Raw genomic sequence first — 14,481 nt, forward strand, 5'->3', positions numbered from 1 at the left:
CGACTTCGGATACCTCGATTCCCGCGCTCGACGCCGTGGAGTGGAGCAGGAGGTGCGGCGTTCCCCCGACGAACTCGCGGTTCACACCACTTAGGCTGGCTGGATGGGCAAGGTGAGGGACGCGCAGCGATCCGCGGTGTACGACGCGGAGCAGTTGGTGCGCACCATGTTCGATCGCGCCGAGGAGCGCGGCATTCGCGTCGTGGAGGTGCTGGGCTCTCAGCTCACGCTGCCGATCGAGCGGAAGTTCGCCTCCGTCGAATCGGTGCAGACGTATGTCGACGCGGTTCTGGCGCTGAGCTGGGTGACGGCCACGTGGCCCGACGCCGGCCGCGTGATCACCGTCCGAGCCCGGTCGGGCTCGGGTGCCGCGCACTACGAACCGGACACGGCCACCATTGCCGTTCCCCTGCATCGCGGCAACAGAGCGTGGGCGCTGCGGGAACTGGTGGTGCTGCACGAGCTCGCGCACCACTTCGCAGAGGAGAACGAGCAGCAACACGGAGGTGCATTCGTCGACCGCTACGTCACCCTCGTCGGTGAGATCATCGGCTCCGAGGCCGGGTTCGTGCTGCGGGCGATGATGGCCGAGAACGGCGTCCGCATCGGCTAGGCGTATTCGGGTGCATCATGGGAGACGCAGCCCACACGACGAGGAGACCTACATGACCGTCAAGATCGGTGTTCAGCTTCAGCCCCAGCACGCCCCCGATTACCAGTTGATCCGCGACGCGGTGTTGCGGTCGGAGGACGCGGGCGTCGACATCGTTTTCAACTGGGATCACTTCTACCCGCTGTACGGCGATCTCGACGGCGCTCATTTCGAGTGCTGGACGATGCTGGGTGCCTGGGCCGAGCAGACGTCGAACGTCGAGATCGGTGCCCTGGTCACCGGCGGTGGCTACCGCAACCCGGACCTGCTCGCCGACATGGCGCGGACCGTCGACCACATCAGCGGCGGCCGCTTGATCCTCGGCATCGGTGCCGGCTGGAACGAGAAGGACTACGACAACTTCGGCTACGAGTTCGGCACGGCCGGTTCGCGGCTGGCGCTGCTGAAGGAAAGTCTCGCCAGAATCCGACACCGACTGGACGTCGGCAACCCGGCGCCCACCCGCGACATCCCGATCCTCATCGGCGGCGGCGGTGAGAAGAAGACGCTGAAGATGGTGGCCGAGTACGCGCACATCTGGCACAGCTTCGCGGACCTCGAGGCGTTGAAGCGCAAGTCGGAGATCCTCGCCGAGCACGGCACGACCGTCGGGCGCGACGTCTCGGGCATCACTCGATCGGTCTCGTGGCCGGGCGCGGACACCGCTCAGGACTTCGTCGACGCCGGAGCAACGCTGTTCACCGTGGGTACCGGAGGCCCCGAATACGACCTCACAGAGCTCGGCGATGCCATCGCGTGGCGGGACTCGCACAAGTAGAGACACGTCACTGCAGTTCGTTGAGCGAAACCCTTGCGCGACGCCCGTTTGGGTGAGTGGGCCCTGGTCCGCTTAGGGTTTTGTCCATGGTTGCCGTACGCGCTTCACGCGCGCTCGTGGTTCTCGTTCTCGGACTGTTGATGGCTCTCACGCTCGCCGCGTGTGGCACGTCCTCCTCCGATGATCAGGCGGCTGCAGGTCCGACCGACCTGTGTGCCCCTCCCGGTGTCGACAGTGCGTCGTCGACGCCGACGAACTTCGACGCCGCGGCCGCTGCCGCGACGGAGGACAAGTACACGACAGCGAACGTCACCCCGCTGGACCGGATCGACACGGGATCCCTCGGATTGGCGACGCCAGGCGTCCTCACCGTCGGCACATTGTCCGACGCCCCGCCCAGCATCTGCTTGGACTCGGCCGGCGAGTACACCGGCTACGACAACGAACTGCTGAAGGCCGTCGCTGCGAAGCTCGGCCTGCAGATCAACTTCTCGGGCACCGAGTTCTCGGGCCTGCTCGCGCAGGTGGCCGGCCGCCGCTTCGACGTCGGGTCGTCCTCGATCACGACAACGGACGAGCGCCGGAACACCGTCGGGTTCACCAACGGCTACGACTTCGGCTACTTCTCCCTCGTTGCGAAGGCCGGCGGCCCGATCACCAAGTTCGAGGACCTCAACCCGGGCACCAGGATCGGCGTGGTGCAGGGCACCGTGCAGGACGATTACGTGGTGAACACGCTCGGCCTCGATCCGGTGAAGTTCCCCGATTACAACACCGCCTACGCCAATCTCAAGACCGGCCAGATCGACGCATGGGTCGCCCCGTCACAGCAGGCGGAGGGCTTGGTCAAGCCCGAGGACGGCACCGCGATCACGCAGAACACGTTCTCGCTGAACAACTTCGTCGGCTGGGCCGTCGCCCGCGACAATCAACCGCTGATCGACGCCCTGAACTCCGGGCTCGACGCGGTGATCGCCGACGGTACCTGGGCCACCCTCTACTCCGACTGGGTCCCGCGCGAATTGCCCGACGGCTTCAAGCCCGGTAGCAAGGCCGCCCCACAGCCGGAGCTACCCGACTTCGCGGCCATCGCAGCTCAGAACGATGCGAACGCTCCCGAAGCCGTTGCCGTGCAACCCAAATCCACGCTGGCGCAGCTGGGGGATACGTTCTTCGATTGGTCGCTGTACAAGTCGGCCATCCCCGACCTGTTCAAGGTCGGTCTGCCGAACACGCTGATTCTGGCGTTGGCGTCGGGCATCATCGGTACGGCCCTGGGCATGCTGCTGGCCTTGGCGGGCCTCTCGCGCACGCGTTGGCTGCGCTGGCCTGCACGGGTCTACACCGACATCTTCCGCGGACTGCCCGCGGTGGTCATCATTCTGATCATCGGACTCGGTATCGGACCGGTGGTGCAGGGTCTGACGGGCGGCAACCCGTATTGGCTCGGCGCAGCGGCACTGTCTCTGCTCGCCGCGGCATACATCGGCGAAATCTTCCGATCCGGTATCCAGAGCGTCGAGGCCGGTCAGATGGAAGCCGCACGGGCACTGGGGTTCAGCCGTCGTCGTTCGATGAACCTCGTCGTCGTCCCGCAGGGTGTCAGACGCGTCCTGCCGGCTCTGATGAATCAGTTCATCTCGCTGATCAAGGACTCGTCGCTGATCTACTTCCTCGGGTTGCTCGCCACCCAGCGTGAGCTGTTCGCCGTCGGTCGAGATCTCAACGCGCAGACCGGAAACCTGTCTCCGCTCGTCGCGGCCGGATTGTTCTACCTGGTGCTGACCGTGCCGCTCACCCATCTCGTGAACTACATCGACAAGCGATTGCGCACCGGTAAGGCCGAGCAGACGCTCGATCCGGTGGAGCAGGCCGTCGTCGTGGAAAGAGGCTGACATGACTTCTGTTTCGCTCGTAGGCAAAGACATTCACCTGTCGTTCGGCACCAACAAGGTGCTGCGCGGGGTGAGCATCGACGTCCCGGCCGGCACGACCACGACGGTCATCGGCCCGTCCGGGTCGGGCAAATCCACGCTGCTGCGTGCCCTCAACCGACTGCACGAGCCCGAGCAGGGTGACATCCTGCTCGACGGCACATCGGTACTGAAGGACAACCCGGACGAGCTGCGTCAACGCATCGGCATGGTGTTCCAGCAGTTCAATCTGTTCCCGCACAAGACCGTTGCCGACAACATCGCGCTCGGCCCACGAAAGCTGCTCGGCCTGTCCAAGGAAGCCGCTCGTGCGGCGGCAATGGATCAGCTCGAACTGGTGGGGCTGACCGACAAGGCGGACTCGCGTCCTGGCAATCTCTCCGGCGGCCAGCAGCAGCGCGTTGCCATCGCCCGCGCTCTGGCGATGAAGCCGGAGGTGATGTTCTTCGACGAGGCCACCTCTGCGCTCGATCCCGAGTTGGTCAAAGGCGTGCTGGCGCTGATGGCCGACCTCGCGAAGGGCGGAATGACCATGGTGGTGGTGACCCACGAGATGGGGTTCGCACGATCGGTGTCCAACAGAGTGCTGTTCATGGATCACGGCAGCGCCGTCGAAACCGGAACGCCGGAGCAGCTGTTCGACGATCCGCACACCGACCGACTGAAGACGTTCCTCTCGCAGGTGCTGTAGCACCGGGCCTCAGCTGGGCACCCGGTACACACGCCAGTCCGGCTGGTCGGCACCGTCGTTCGGAACTTCGAGCACGAGTGGATACAGATCGGCGCCGTTGTCGTAGACCGTCGGATATCGCCGGTTGACGGCGTCGGACACTCCGCGGCCCTCGTTGGGCACCGTCAGCAGATACTGCACGCCGGCGGATGCCGGGTCGTTCAGGATCTTGGTGAAGTCCAGATCGGACGGAACCACGAACCGCTTCGGGTGTTCCGACGCTGCGACGACGGCGAACCCGTAGACGGTGTCGACGAGGATCGACCCCTCGGGGAGGTCCTGGCTGTCGAGGTAGGACGCCAGTCGACGTTCGGTGGAGAAGGAATCGATGACACGACGTGCCGCCATCGCCTCGGCGTCGTCGGCCGGAGGATCGTCGTCGAAGAGACTGCCGAGGGCGTACTGCTGGCTGGACAACGACGGCTGCAGCATCGCCCATCCCGTCACCGGAAGAGCGAGTGCACAGAGCACTACGACGGCAGTCGCGGCCGCCGGACGCAGTGCCGGAAGTGGCGGGCGGTACTTCCGGAATGCGCCCGCTCGCCGCGTCGACTGGTCTCCGGCAGCCGGAAACAGTTGCACCACAACAACGGCGGCCAGTGGAATCGTGCAGATGAAGAATCTCAGGAAACCGAACGTCGAGCCGGTGATGTAGCTCGCGGCCTGGAACCCGAGCACCCCGCCGAAAAGCAATGGTGCCACCACGAATTCGAGGTCTCGTCGACGCAGCGCAAGCACCGCGACGAGCGGTAGCGTCACCAGTAACGTCGGCCCCAGCACGACGACGGCACCGAGCGAGAACATCGCGGTGCCGATCAGGTCGCCGCTGGACCCGCCGGACTGCGTGAGAATCGCGGCGTTTCCGTAACTGGAGGACAGCTGGGCGAGCGCCTCACCGGTGATCAGCCAGCTCGTGGTGACCCACACCAGAAACACTGCCGTGCCGGGCCCGGCGACGAGTACTGCGTCCAGAATTGCTCTGCGCCGCATGCTTTTCCAGTGCGGTCGGCCGCGCCGAAGCACGGTGACGACTGACACCAGCACCGCGGCCAGAGTTATCGGGACGACGCCCTCGTACCGGGCGAGGAAGGCGAGAGCCAACGCGATGCCTGCCAGGAGGAGATCGTGAACGTCGTCGGTGTTCACCCATCGAATCAACCGTCGTACGGCCCAGCAGAGGAAGAACAGGAAGCCTGCCTCGCTCATGCCGTTGGCGCCGTAGAAGACGATCATCGGGTTGATCGCGAAGACGACGGTGATCAGGAGGCGGTATCGGCCGGCGAGTCCGCGGTCTCGGCAGATGCCGTGAATCATCACCACGGCACCGGCCATGAACACCGCCGACACCGCGATGCCCGAGATATTCCACCGGGTGATCGCCGGCCACCAGGATGCGAAGGCGACCATCGGCAACTGCGCGAGGGCCGTCAACGGCGTGAAGATGAAGCCGATGGCCGACACGTGCGGATCGCGGCTGAGCAGCACCGCCTGCGCGGCCGAGGTTCGCGACAGTGCGTCGCCGAGCAGGTAGCCGAAACGCATGCTCAGTGTGAGCCCCACCGCCAGGTAGGCCGCCAGCGAGCTTCCGAACACGATCCACGGAGTGCGCCGATTCACGTGTTCTGCTCTTCGCCGACCGACGGCTCCGGAGCGGGGCCGGACAGGCCGTGGAACGTCTTCTCCCAGTACGACGGATTGCGAACCAGCTGCCAACAGCCTTTGATGGACGCCACGCTCATCATCACCCAGTACAGGGGCATCGTCAGGCTGGGGACCAGTAGGTACGCGTTGTCGCTCTCTCGGCTCGCGATCAGATACATGTACACCGTGGCGATGTTGCCCACCACCAGCGACAGCAACGAGAAGTAGTAGATGTACGGCGGAAAGAGCTCGGCAACCAACGCGGGCTGGCCGAGAATCCATGCCGCCGTGGTGAACCAGAAGGCCATGTTGATGCACGCGGTGATCGGAGTTCCCGCGAGCAACAACGTGAAGCGGTAGGTGCCGACCGGTCCGAGGGCACGAACCGTCTCGACCGGTCTGCGCATGTGCACCAACCACGTCTGCAGATAACCCTTGTACCAACGGGATCGCTGGCGGACCCAGTTGATCGGATCACTGTTGGCCTCTTCGAGGGTCGTGGAGTCCAACACCGCCGTCGAGTACCCCGAGGCCGCGATGCGGACACCGAGGTCGGCATCCTCGGTGACGTTGAAGCCGTCCCAGGCACCCACTTCGTCGATGACATCGCGCCGAAGATGATTGGAGGTTCCGCCGAGGGGGATCGGCGAGGTGCTGGCCATCAGGCCCGGCAACAGGTAACCGAACCACAGCGCGTAGTCCGCGGTGAACCAGCCGGTCAACAGATTCTGAGAACCGTTGTGGAACGCCAACTTCGCTTGCACACATGCCACGGTGTCAGGCAGCCGCTCGAAAGCAGCGACAACGCGACGCAGTTGCAGTTTCTCGGGCAGATCCTCGGCATCGAAGATCGTCACGATCGTCCCGGTCGCGAAATGCAATCCGTAGTTGCAGGCCTTCGGCTTGGTGCGAGGATCGCCCGCGGGCACCAGGACCACGTCCACAAGATCGCTGACGCCGCTGCGCGCGGCCGCCTCGATGGTCACCTCGTCGTCCTCCTCGAGCAGCAACAGAACCTGCAGCTTCTCGGCGGGATAGTCGAGCCCGGTCATCGCCGCGATGAGGTCACCCACCACCTCCGGCTCGTCGTACGCCGGAACCAGAATGGTGTAGTACGGCAACCGATCATCGGGAACGGCCCGAGCCTCCGTGTCGGTCACCGTGACGATCGCCGACGCGTCCAGACCACGGGAGAACAACAACAGGCGGTCGATCATCGCCAGCAGATACCCGATGGTGCAGACAACCGTGACCGCGAGCAGGGTCCCGACCGGGGCGATCACTCCACAGGCCAGCAGCAGCACCGCAGCCGCAATTGCCGTGTACTTCTGCCAGGGAACGAAGGCAATTGCTGCCGACGCCAACGGATTTCGATCGGCCAAGCCATTGATCGCGTCGTCGAGCGCAATTGCTCGGAACTCCTCGGTTTCCGTTCCGACGCGCGGGGGAGTAGGCCGTTCCCCCATGGGCGCCGCGGTCATCGCGGCGCACCGTTCACCAGGGCCCACTGCTGGCGAACGAGCCCGGTACCGAAGGTCGTCAACAACTCACGGTCCTTGTATTCCGGATCGTCGTCGATGGAGATGGCGTTGCCCCGCAGGAAGGTGCCGATCGTCGTGCCGAGGTTCGACGCCATCGACGGCATCGGTTGCGGGAACGCCGCATCGAGGTCGTGATTGTCGACGCTGATGACGGTCACGCGTTGCATCACATCGCCTCGCTGCCAATGAAACACGAGCTTCGTCCACGTGAGCAGTAACGCGTCGCTGACCGACGTGTACAGAGAACCCGTCACTCCGCGACCGAGATCGATGGTCAGCGGCTTGCTCGTGCGCGTGTTGGACAGGCGGTACAACGTGCTCTCCGGATACACGGCCAGGCTGGCCCGATTCGTGGTCGAGAGCACGTCGACGACCACGGTCCGTGGCCTCGAACGCATGTCCCACGCGGAATTGCCCTCCTCGGCACGCATCGTCTGCCGAGTCAGAGCTGCCCTCGATCCGAAAAATGCACGTACCCAACCGAATTCCTGAATGTCCGTCTGGCCGAACCCGACCGGGGGCGCAAGAGTCGTCGACACGCCGGGTGGTCCCGGCACCGACGCCACCGCCGCGCGGCCGGGTAGCGGAATGATCGACAGGACGGCGGCTGCGACGATGGCGACGACGAGGGAACTCGGCGACCACTTGGCCGTCGGGGAACCGATACGATGCGGCTCTCGCTCGTCGAACCGCCCACGACGGGCGATCACGTAGAAGGCAATTCCGGTGACCGCGGCCGCGCCGACCGTCGGGACGAGCTGCAACCAAACGATGTGGACCTGCGGCCACAGCGCCAACATGATTGCGGCGACTGCGAGTCCGGTCGACACGGTGCATGCGAATCCGAGCCACCCCCGACGACTCGTACGGCCCACGGCAATGGCACCGGCGATGCCCGCCAGAATCACCATCACTGCCGCGTACGCGAATCGGCTTCCGCCGAAGCCGATAGCGACCATCCGGTAGCCCAGCGGGCTCAACGCGAGCAGCAGCACCCACACCGACCAGAACCGACCCACCGGCCGGAGCCCGAACAGCAGAATCGCGCCACCGAAGAAAAAGGCCAGCGCCGCCAGGACGTCCAGGTGCGAGAGTTCGTACTGGTCGGCATACCGGGGCAACCACAGCCCCTTGATCGCGATGGAGCCCAGCAACCCGATGCCGCCGACGATGTTGTCGGTCTGACGATCGTGAATCGGCAGCTCGCCTGTCCGCCGCCGTGCGACACCCTGTGCTGCGACGACGGCAAGCAACGGCAGCACGAAGATGTACGCGGTCACGGCACCGTCGGCTGCCTCGCGTGCCAGCCGAACCCAGGTCGGTAGGAATGCGAGCACGACACTGGTCAGCAGTACCGCCCAGCGCAGAATCAGCAGGTCGTACGGCCGTCGCGAGCGCCACCGAGGCGGTGTGGCCTCCTCCTTCTCCGGTGCCGTGTCCACCGTCATTGCGAGTCGCTGTGCCGGCTCGGCTCGGTCCTCGACCGGCGCGCTCGAAGTGTGACGACCAGAGCGCCCACTCCGGCGACGGCAAGGACCGCCAGACCGACTCCCACGATCAGCACAGTCGTTCGGTCGGAGGGGGCGTCGGACGTGGCAGCAGGCTCGTCGCTACCGGACAGTGCCGCGCTCGACAGTGACATCGGTTCGGTGTTCTGCGCAGCGAACACGATGTCGCCGTCCAGTGCGTACCACCGAGCGGGATCGGCATCGAGCCAGGACAGCATGGCGTCGAATTCGTTCGGCGTCGAGTTCCAGGAGCCGACCAGGACCGCGCTGTCCTGAACCGACGTGACCTGCACCGTCGCGAATGGCCGATCGGTATCGATCGTCAGTTCGGTCGGACCGCCGGCGGAGTCCGGGTTCGCGATCCGGAATGTCGTCTCGTCGATCGAGGACAGCGGAAGCGTCACCGTGTCCGGCAGATCCGACGCCGGTGCGATCACGAGTGCGGGGCCACTACCGTCGAGTGCCTGATCCATCGACACGACCTCCGGCACGAGCGGCAGACTCGACAGACGCTGCAGTCCGGTTGCCATCGTGACCGCTCGGACGACTCCCACATAGGACTCGTCGGCGAGCGCGATCTCGAACTTCGGCATCAGCGCCTGCGGCATCGATCGCATTCCCAGCGGGGCCGGCGTCGAGGAATCGGACGACCGCACCAGACTCGAACCATCCACGGTCACACTCGTATCGGCCGCAGCGGAGCAACCACCGCTGCCGGTGGTCAGCGGATGGTCGACGGCAATGTCGAGTGTCTCGACGCGGGACAGTGCCGAATCGGGAATGTCGATCCATCGATCGAGCCGACCGGTGTCGTCGGCCTCCCACACTGCGAGCGGTGAACCGTTCACCGTGGCCCGCACCGATCCTGCGCCCGGCGTGTAGCTGCCGATCAGGTGCACGGACATGTTCGATGCAGACCGGCCGAGCCGCGTCTGATCGATCGCGATGGATGCGGTCGCTGTGGCACCGCCCGAACCGGTCACCGTGCCGATCCCGAGATCGTCGAGCGTGATCGATTCTGGTGCCAGTTGCGCCTTCGGGGCGGATGGTCCTGCCAGAGCAGAGGTGGCCACTGCAATCTCGGAAAGATCGCTGGTGATCAGGCGGGCCTGATCGCTCAGATCCGACCCGGTACCGGTGAGGTACATGCGCGGCGGGGCCTGCTCGAGAGGATAGATCAGCTCGGCACCGGCGTCGGAGTTCTTCGCCAGGACCACCGACCTCTCGAGCGGACCGTCCGGCGCAGCTCCTTGCAGCTCGTTGTCCGGCCGCACTACGACCTGAACCGGCTGCGATCCGTAGCGATGGACTATCGATGTCGCCACAACTGTTGCTGCGGTGATCATGTCGCGATCCGGATCGGACGGAACGAACACCGTGAGCTTGCGCAGCAGGGCAGGCAGAAATTCCGCGACAGTGCCCGGCACAGCGAATTGCCCTGCGTAGTCGACGGACGCGTCGATGAGCCGGACCGCGTCCGAAGCCGGATCCGGGCAGTACCGATCGTCGGGGATCAAGGAGGGGATCAGGTCGAGCGCGATCACCCCGTCGACCGTCTGTGCTGCGGCGAGAGGAATCGATACCGGGGTTGTCGGTGCCGCGTTGTCGAGGGTGATGCGGGCGATCGGCCGGCCGGCCGATTCGACGTCGACCCATCCACGGTCGAGCCAGGCCGGTGTGGTCAGCACACCGCTGAGGGTCGACGGCACCGAGCCCACGGGGGACGGCACTGTCAGCCGAGTGCGCTCTCCGGTCGGATCGACGGTGGTGGATCGCCCCAGGCCCAATTCGGCGAACGTGAATCGGTTGGCTTCCTGATCGGCCGGTTGCGCCGACGCCACCGCGACCGGAATCAGCAGAGGAATCACGGTGAGAACTATTGCGGAAGCAACGCGAACGATTCGCATAGGAATTGGTCCAGCTTTCGATGAAAGAAACGTAAAGACCATGAGGGTATCGCGCATTATCGTTTTCGGACGCCCCGGAGGATAAATGATTCGGTATCCCTGCGTCTCGATTACCTGCGAGAAACCGACTGGGAGACATGATAATTGACGAGTATCAGCGATTTCGTCCACTCGATCCGAATGAGACGCACTCGACCCGAAAGATCCAGGGGAGGCGGTAATCGTCACCGGCGGCGCGCCTTTGCCGACAGTCGGCGAATTCGTAATTCGGTAGCAGCCGTCTAACATTACGCCGATGCGGATCGTCTCGATGCTTTCACGGTGCGCACTCGGCACCGCAATGGTGCTGTCGCTCATGCTGAGTGCCGACGCGGCCGACGTCGCAGCAGCCCCCGACCCCGGTGCCAGAGTCACCGCGAGCGCCGACGGTCTCGCACTCGACGGGAATCCCTGGTGGCCGACCGGATTCAACGCCTACCAGCTTGCGACCGATTGGTCGGTCAACGCGGGCTGCGGAGCGATGGTCGACCTGGACGGCTACTTCAGCGCATTGCCTCCGCATTCCCTGACGCGATTCGACGCATTCCAGGCCCTGGCAATCAACCGATTCACCGGCACTCTCGACTTTCGTCCCATGGACGCGGTCTTCGCTGCGGCCGAGGCACACGGTCAGCTGCTCGTACCCGTTCTCTCGCCTCAGGACGGGGCCTGTGAAGGAAACGTGTTCAAAGGCAAGCAGTGGTACGTCGACGGTTGGACGACGCCACCTACCGTCCCCGGCACAACCGCCGTGACCAGCTTCCAGCAATGGATGCTCACCGCCGTGAATCGGTGGAAGGATTCACCCGCGCTGGCGGCCTGGGAACTGGTCGGTGAGCCGGAGACCAGCTCGTGCACCGACGCGGCATGCTCCTGGACCACCCGAACCTGCACCGCCGACGCAGCCCAGGTTCTGCGATCCTTCTTCGACACCGCGGGGCAGCAGGTGCGCTCGGTCGATGCCCGCACACTGATCACCGCCGGTCTCACCGGCGGCGGGCAGTGCGGAAGCCAAGGTGACGAGTACGAGTACCTCGCCCAGTCGCCCTTCGTCGATGTGTTGCAGTATCACGATTACGGTGCCGACGGCGTGCCGTTGCCCGGAGATCAGTGGAACGGGTTGCAGCGGCGCATCACTCAGACCGACTCGGTCGGCAAGCCGCTGTTGGTGGGCGAGATCGGCCAACTTGCCGGTTCGTGTGGCGAGACCGGAGCTCGCGCAACCAGTATCGCCACCAAGATCGCCGGTCAACGCGCCGCAGGAACTGCGGGTGCGCTGCTGTGGGCCTTCGTACCGGACCCACGAGCCACCGAGTGCAGCTACGACATCGGCCCGAACGATCCGTTGTGGCAGTCGATCGGGTCTTAGGGCAGCCTCGTTCGCCCCAACTTCACCTGAACGTTCCTTTACTTTCGCTTTTGGGTGACAGCGTGCCGTGACATGAAGCCACTACCCTTGTTCGCCGTTCACGACGGAAGCTCCAAGCGCTCATCATTGACGTGCAAGTACAAGTGCGGTGATGCGTGCTTCCACGAGATTCCCAATACGTCGAAGGGCGAGTACTTCGGCGACATCGTCAAGACCGCGATGTCCCGGCGTGGCGTCATCAAGGGTGGAGCGATGGCAGTGCTCGCCGTTGGCGCGGGCAGTGCTCTGGCCGCGTGTTCCACCGACGAGCCGGCGGCTACCGGCAGTTCCGACACCACGGGCTCCGGCACCCCACCGGTCGATGGCGTGGATTTTGTTGCGGTGGAACCGAACACCGAGGACGCCGTAGTGGTACCCGAGGGTTACGAGCAGGGCATCGTCATCCGCTGGGGTGACGCGGTCGTGGCAGGCGCACCGGCGTTCGACTTCGACAACCAGACGGCCGCCGCGCAGGAGAAGCAGTTCGGCTTCAACAACGACTTCGCCGGTCTACTGGCGATCGAGGGCACTCCGAACGCGCACCTGCTGGTGGTCAACCACGAGTACAGCACCGAGCCCGCGATGTTCAAGGGCTACGACGCCGAGAACCCCACCCGAGAGCAGTTCGACGTCGCCCTTGCCGCACACGGACTTTCGGTGGTGCAGGTGCAGGGCGAGTCGGGCACCGGCAAGCTCACCCCGGCAATGGGGCAGTACAACCGCCGCATCACCGGCACCACCGAATTCGTCGTCACCGGCCCCGCCGCGGGCAGCAACTTCCTCAAGACGAGCGTCGACCCCACCGGCACCAAGGTGTACGGCACGTTCAACAACTGCTCGGGCGGCCTGACACCGTGGGGAACCGTGCTCTCCGGCGAGGAGAACTTCAACCAGTACTTCGGCAACGCCGAGTCGGTCACCGATCCCGTTGTAGCGCAGCGTCTCTCGCGCTACGGAATCGAAGGTGCCGCGAGCGACCGCAAGTGGGAGCGCTTCGACAAGCGCTTCGACCTGGCGCAGGAGCCGAACGAGGTGAACCGCTTCGGGTACATCGTCGAGGTGAATCCCTGGGACCCGCAGTCGACTCCGATCAAGCACACCGCGCTCGGCCGCTTCAAGCACGAGGCCGCGACGATCCACGTCACCGATGACGGCACCGTGGTGGCCTACAGCGGCGACGACGAGCGCTTCGACTACATGTACAAGTTCGTCTCCAGCCGAAAGATGATGCCCGGCACCGGCCAGGCCGCGATGCGCAACAACCTGACGCTGCTCGACGCGGGCACGCTGTACGTCGCCACCCTCACCGGCGATACTCCCGACGAGATCGACGGATCCGGCACCCTGCCGTCCAACGGTGAATTCCGTGGCACCGGTACGTGGATCCCGCTGCTCGAAACCGGCGAGGACGGCCGCGGCACATCCCTCGTCGACGGTATGTCGGCCGAGGAGGTCGCGGTGTTCACCCGTCAGGCAGGCGACAAGGTGGGCGCAACCAAGATGGACCGTCCCGAGGACTTCGAGCCCAACCCGGTGACGGGCAAGGTCTACGTTGCGCTGACGAACAACTCCAACCGCGGCACCGAAGGCAAGGCTGCGGCCGACGAGGCCAACCCCCGCAACACCAACAAGAACGGTCAGGTGCTCGAGCTCGACGACGACCACGCGGGCACGTCCTTCACCTGGAATCTGCTGTTGGTCTGCGGTGACCCCAGCGAGGCCGACACCTACTTCGGCGGCTTCGACAAGAGCCAGGTCAGTCCGATCTCGTGCCCCGACAACCTCGCGTTCGACGCCAAGGGCAACCTGTGGGTCTCCACCGACGGCAATGCCCTCGACTCCAACGACGGCCTGTTCGCCGTCGTGCTCGACGGCGAACGTCGCGGCGAGACTCGGCAGTTCCTGACGGTTCCCGCCGGCGGCGAGACCTGCGGTCCGATCGTCACCGACGAGCGTGTCATGGTGTGTGTGCAGCACCCCGGCGAGAGCGACGACGCCACCGCCGACGCGCCGATTTCGCATTGGCCCGACGGCGGCGACACCCAACCGCGGCCGTCCGTCGTCGCAGTCTGGAAATCGGCTTAGCCGTATCTGTTTCGCCTGAACCGGGGCACTTATAGTCGGCAAAAGTCGGCTGTAAGTGCCTTTCGGCGTTGTTAGGTGTCATCGAATGCCCGGCGGCGATTCTGTCAATTCACAAGGTCTACGACGATGCGCCGAAGATGGTTGACCCGTTGGTAACGGATGTGTAAACCTACGTCGATAGGCCGGTAGCTGGAACTCCATTCGGGCTGTGCGCGCAATGGAGGACGTTTCGGGGCAACGTCGATTTCCTTTCATCGC

At 64.9% G+C, this 14,481-nt stretch carries 10 protein-coding genes; 6 read left to right on the forward strand and 4 right to left on the reverse strand.

Going from position 1 to position 14,481, the window contains the following annotated elements; all coding sequences use genetic code 11:
- Positions 1–103: 103 nt before the first annotated feature.
- The 4 genes from CH294_RS09275 (at position 104) to CH294_RS09290 (ending at position 4,055) form a co-directional block, all read left to right on the forward strand.
- The gene (locus tag CH294_RS09275) at positions 104–613 is read left to right on the forward strand and encodes a TIGR04338 family metallohydrolase (protein ID WP_094737731.1); all 510 of its coding nucleotides are present in this window, start codon (positions 104–106) and stop codon (positions 611–613) included.
- 52 nt (positions 614–665) lie between these two features.
- Positions 666–1,430 (forward strand): LLM class F420-dependent oxidoreductase, encoded by a 765-nt coding sequence (locus CH294_RS09280; RefSeq protein ID WP_094737732.1) that lies wholly within the window; start codon positions 666–668, stop codon positions 1,428–1,430.
- An 86-nt stretch (positions 1,431–1,516) separates the two neighbouring features.
- The gene (locus tag CH294_RS09285; RefSeq protein ID WP_094737733.1) at positions 1,517–3,325 is read left to right on the forward strand and encodes an ABC transporter substrate-binding protein/permease; all 1,809 of its coding nucleotides are present in this window, start codon (positions 1,517–1,519) and stop codon (positions 3,323–3,325) included.
- 1 nt (position 3,326) lies between these two features.
- Positions 3,327–4,055 (forward strand): amino acid ABC transporter ATP-binding protein, encoded by a 729-nt coding sequence (locus CH294_RS09290; RefSeq protein ID WP_094737734.1) that lies wholly within the window; start codon positions 3,327–3,329, stop codon positions 4,053–4,055.
- A gap of 9 nt (positions 4,056–4,064) precedes the next feature.
- On the opposite strand, the gene CH294_RS09295 is transcribed toward CH294_RS09290, so the two are convergent.
- Genes CH294_RS09295 through CH294_RS09310 form a run of 4 tightly spaced genes read right to left on the reverse strand, consistent with a single transcriptional unit; the run spans position 4,065 to position 10,691 of the window.
- On the reverse strand, positions 4,065–5,711 hold the full coding sequence (locus tag CH294_RS09295) for a glycosyltransferase family 39 protein (protein WP_170944658.1): 1,647 nt from the start codon (positions 5,709–5,711) through the stop codon (positions 4,065–4,067).
- Positions 5,708–7,216 carry a glycosyltransferase gene (locus CH294_RS09300; RefSeq protein WP_094737735.1) on the reverse strand — a complete coding sequence of 503 codons (1,509 nt, stop codon included), beginning with the start codon at positions 7,214–7,216 and terminating at the stop codon, positions 5,708–5,710. The genes CH294_RS09295 and CH294_RS09300 overlap by 4 nt, the downstream gene beginning before the upstream one ends.
- Positions 7,213–8,724, reverse strand: coding sequence for a hypothetical protein (locus tag CH294_RS09305; RefSeq protein WP_094737736.1), 1,512 nt, complete (start codon positions 8,722–8,724; stop codon positions 7,213–7,215). The genes CH294_RS09300 and CH294_RS09305 overlap by 4 nt, the downstream gene beginning before the upstream one ends.
- On the reverse strand, positions 8,721–10,691 hold the full coding sequence (locus CH294_RS09310; RefSeq protein ID WP_094737737.1) for a hypothetical protein: 1,971 nt from the start codon (positions 10,689–10,691) through the stop codon (positions 8,721–8,723). Before CH294_RS09310 ends, CH294_RS09305 begins: the two co-directional genes overlap by 4 nt.
- Before the next feature lie 340 nt (positions 10,692–11,031).
- On the opposite strand from CH294_RS09310, the gene CH294_RS09315 reads away from it, so the two are divergent.
- Complete coding sequence (locus CH294_RS09315) at positions 11,032–12,099, forward strand: beta-mannosidase (RefSeq protein ID WP_094737868.1); 1,068 nt, start codon at positions 11,032–11,034, stop codon at positions 12,097–12,099.
- A gap of 72 nt (positions 12,100–12,171) precedes the next feature.
- The gene (locus tag CH294_RS09320; RefSeq protein ID WP_094737738.1) at positions 12,172–14,223 is read left to right on the forward strand and encodes a PhoX family phosphatase; all 2,052 of its coding nucleotides are present in this window, start codon (positions 12,172–12,174) and stop codon (positions 14,221–14,223) included.
- Positions 14,224–14,481 lie beyond the last annotated feature (258 nt).

Source organism: Rhodococcus sp. 14-2483-1-1 (genome assembly GCF_002259335.1).
GTDB lineage: Bacteria > Actinomycetota > Actinomycetes > Mycobacteriales > Mycobacteriaceae > Rhodococcoides.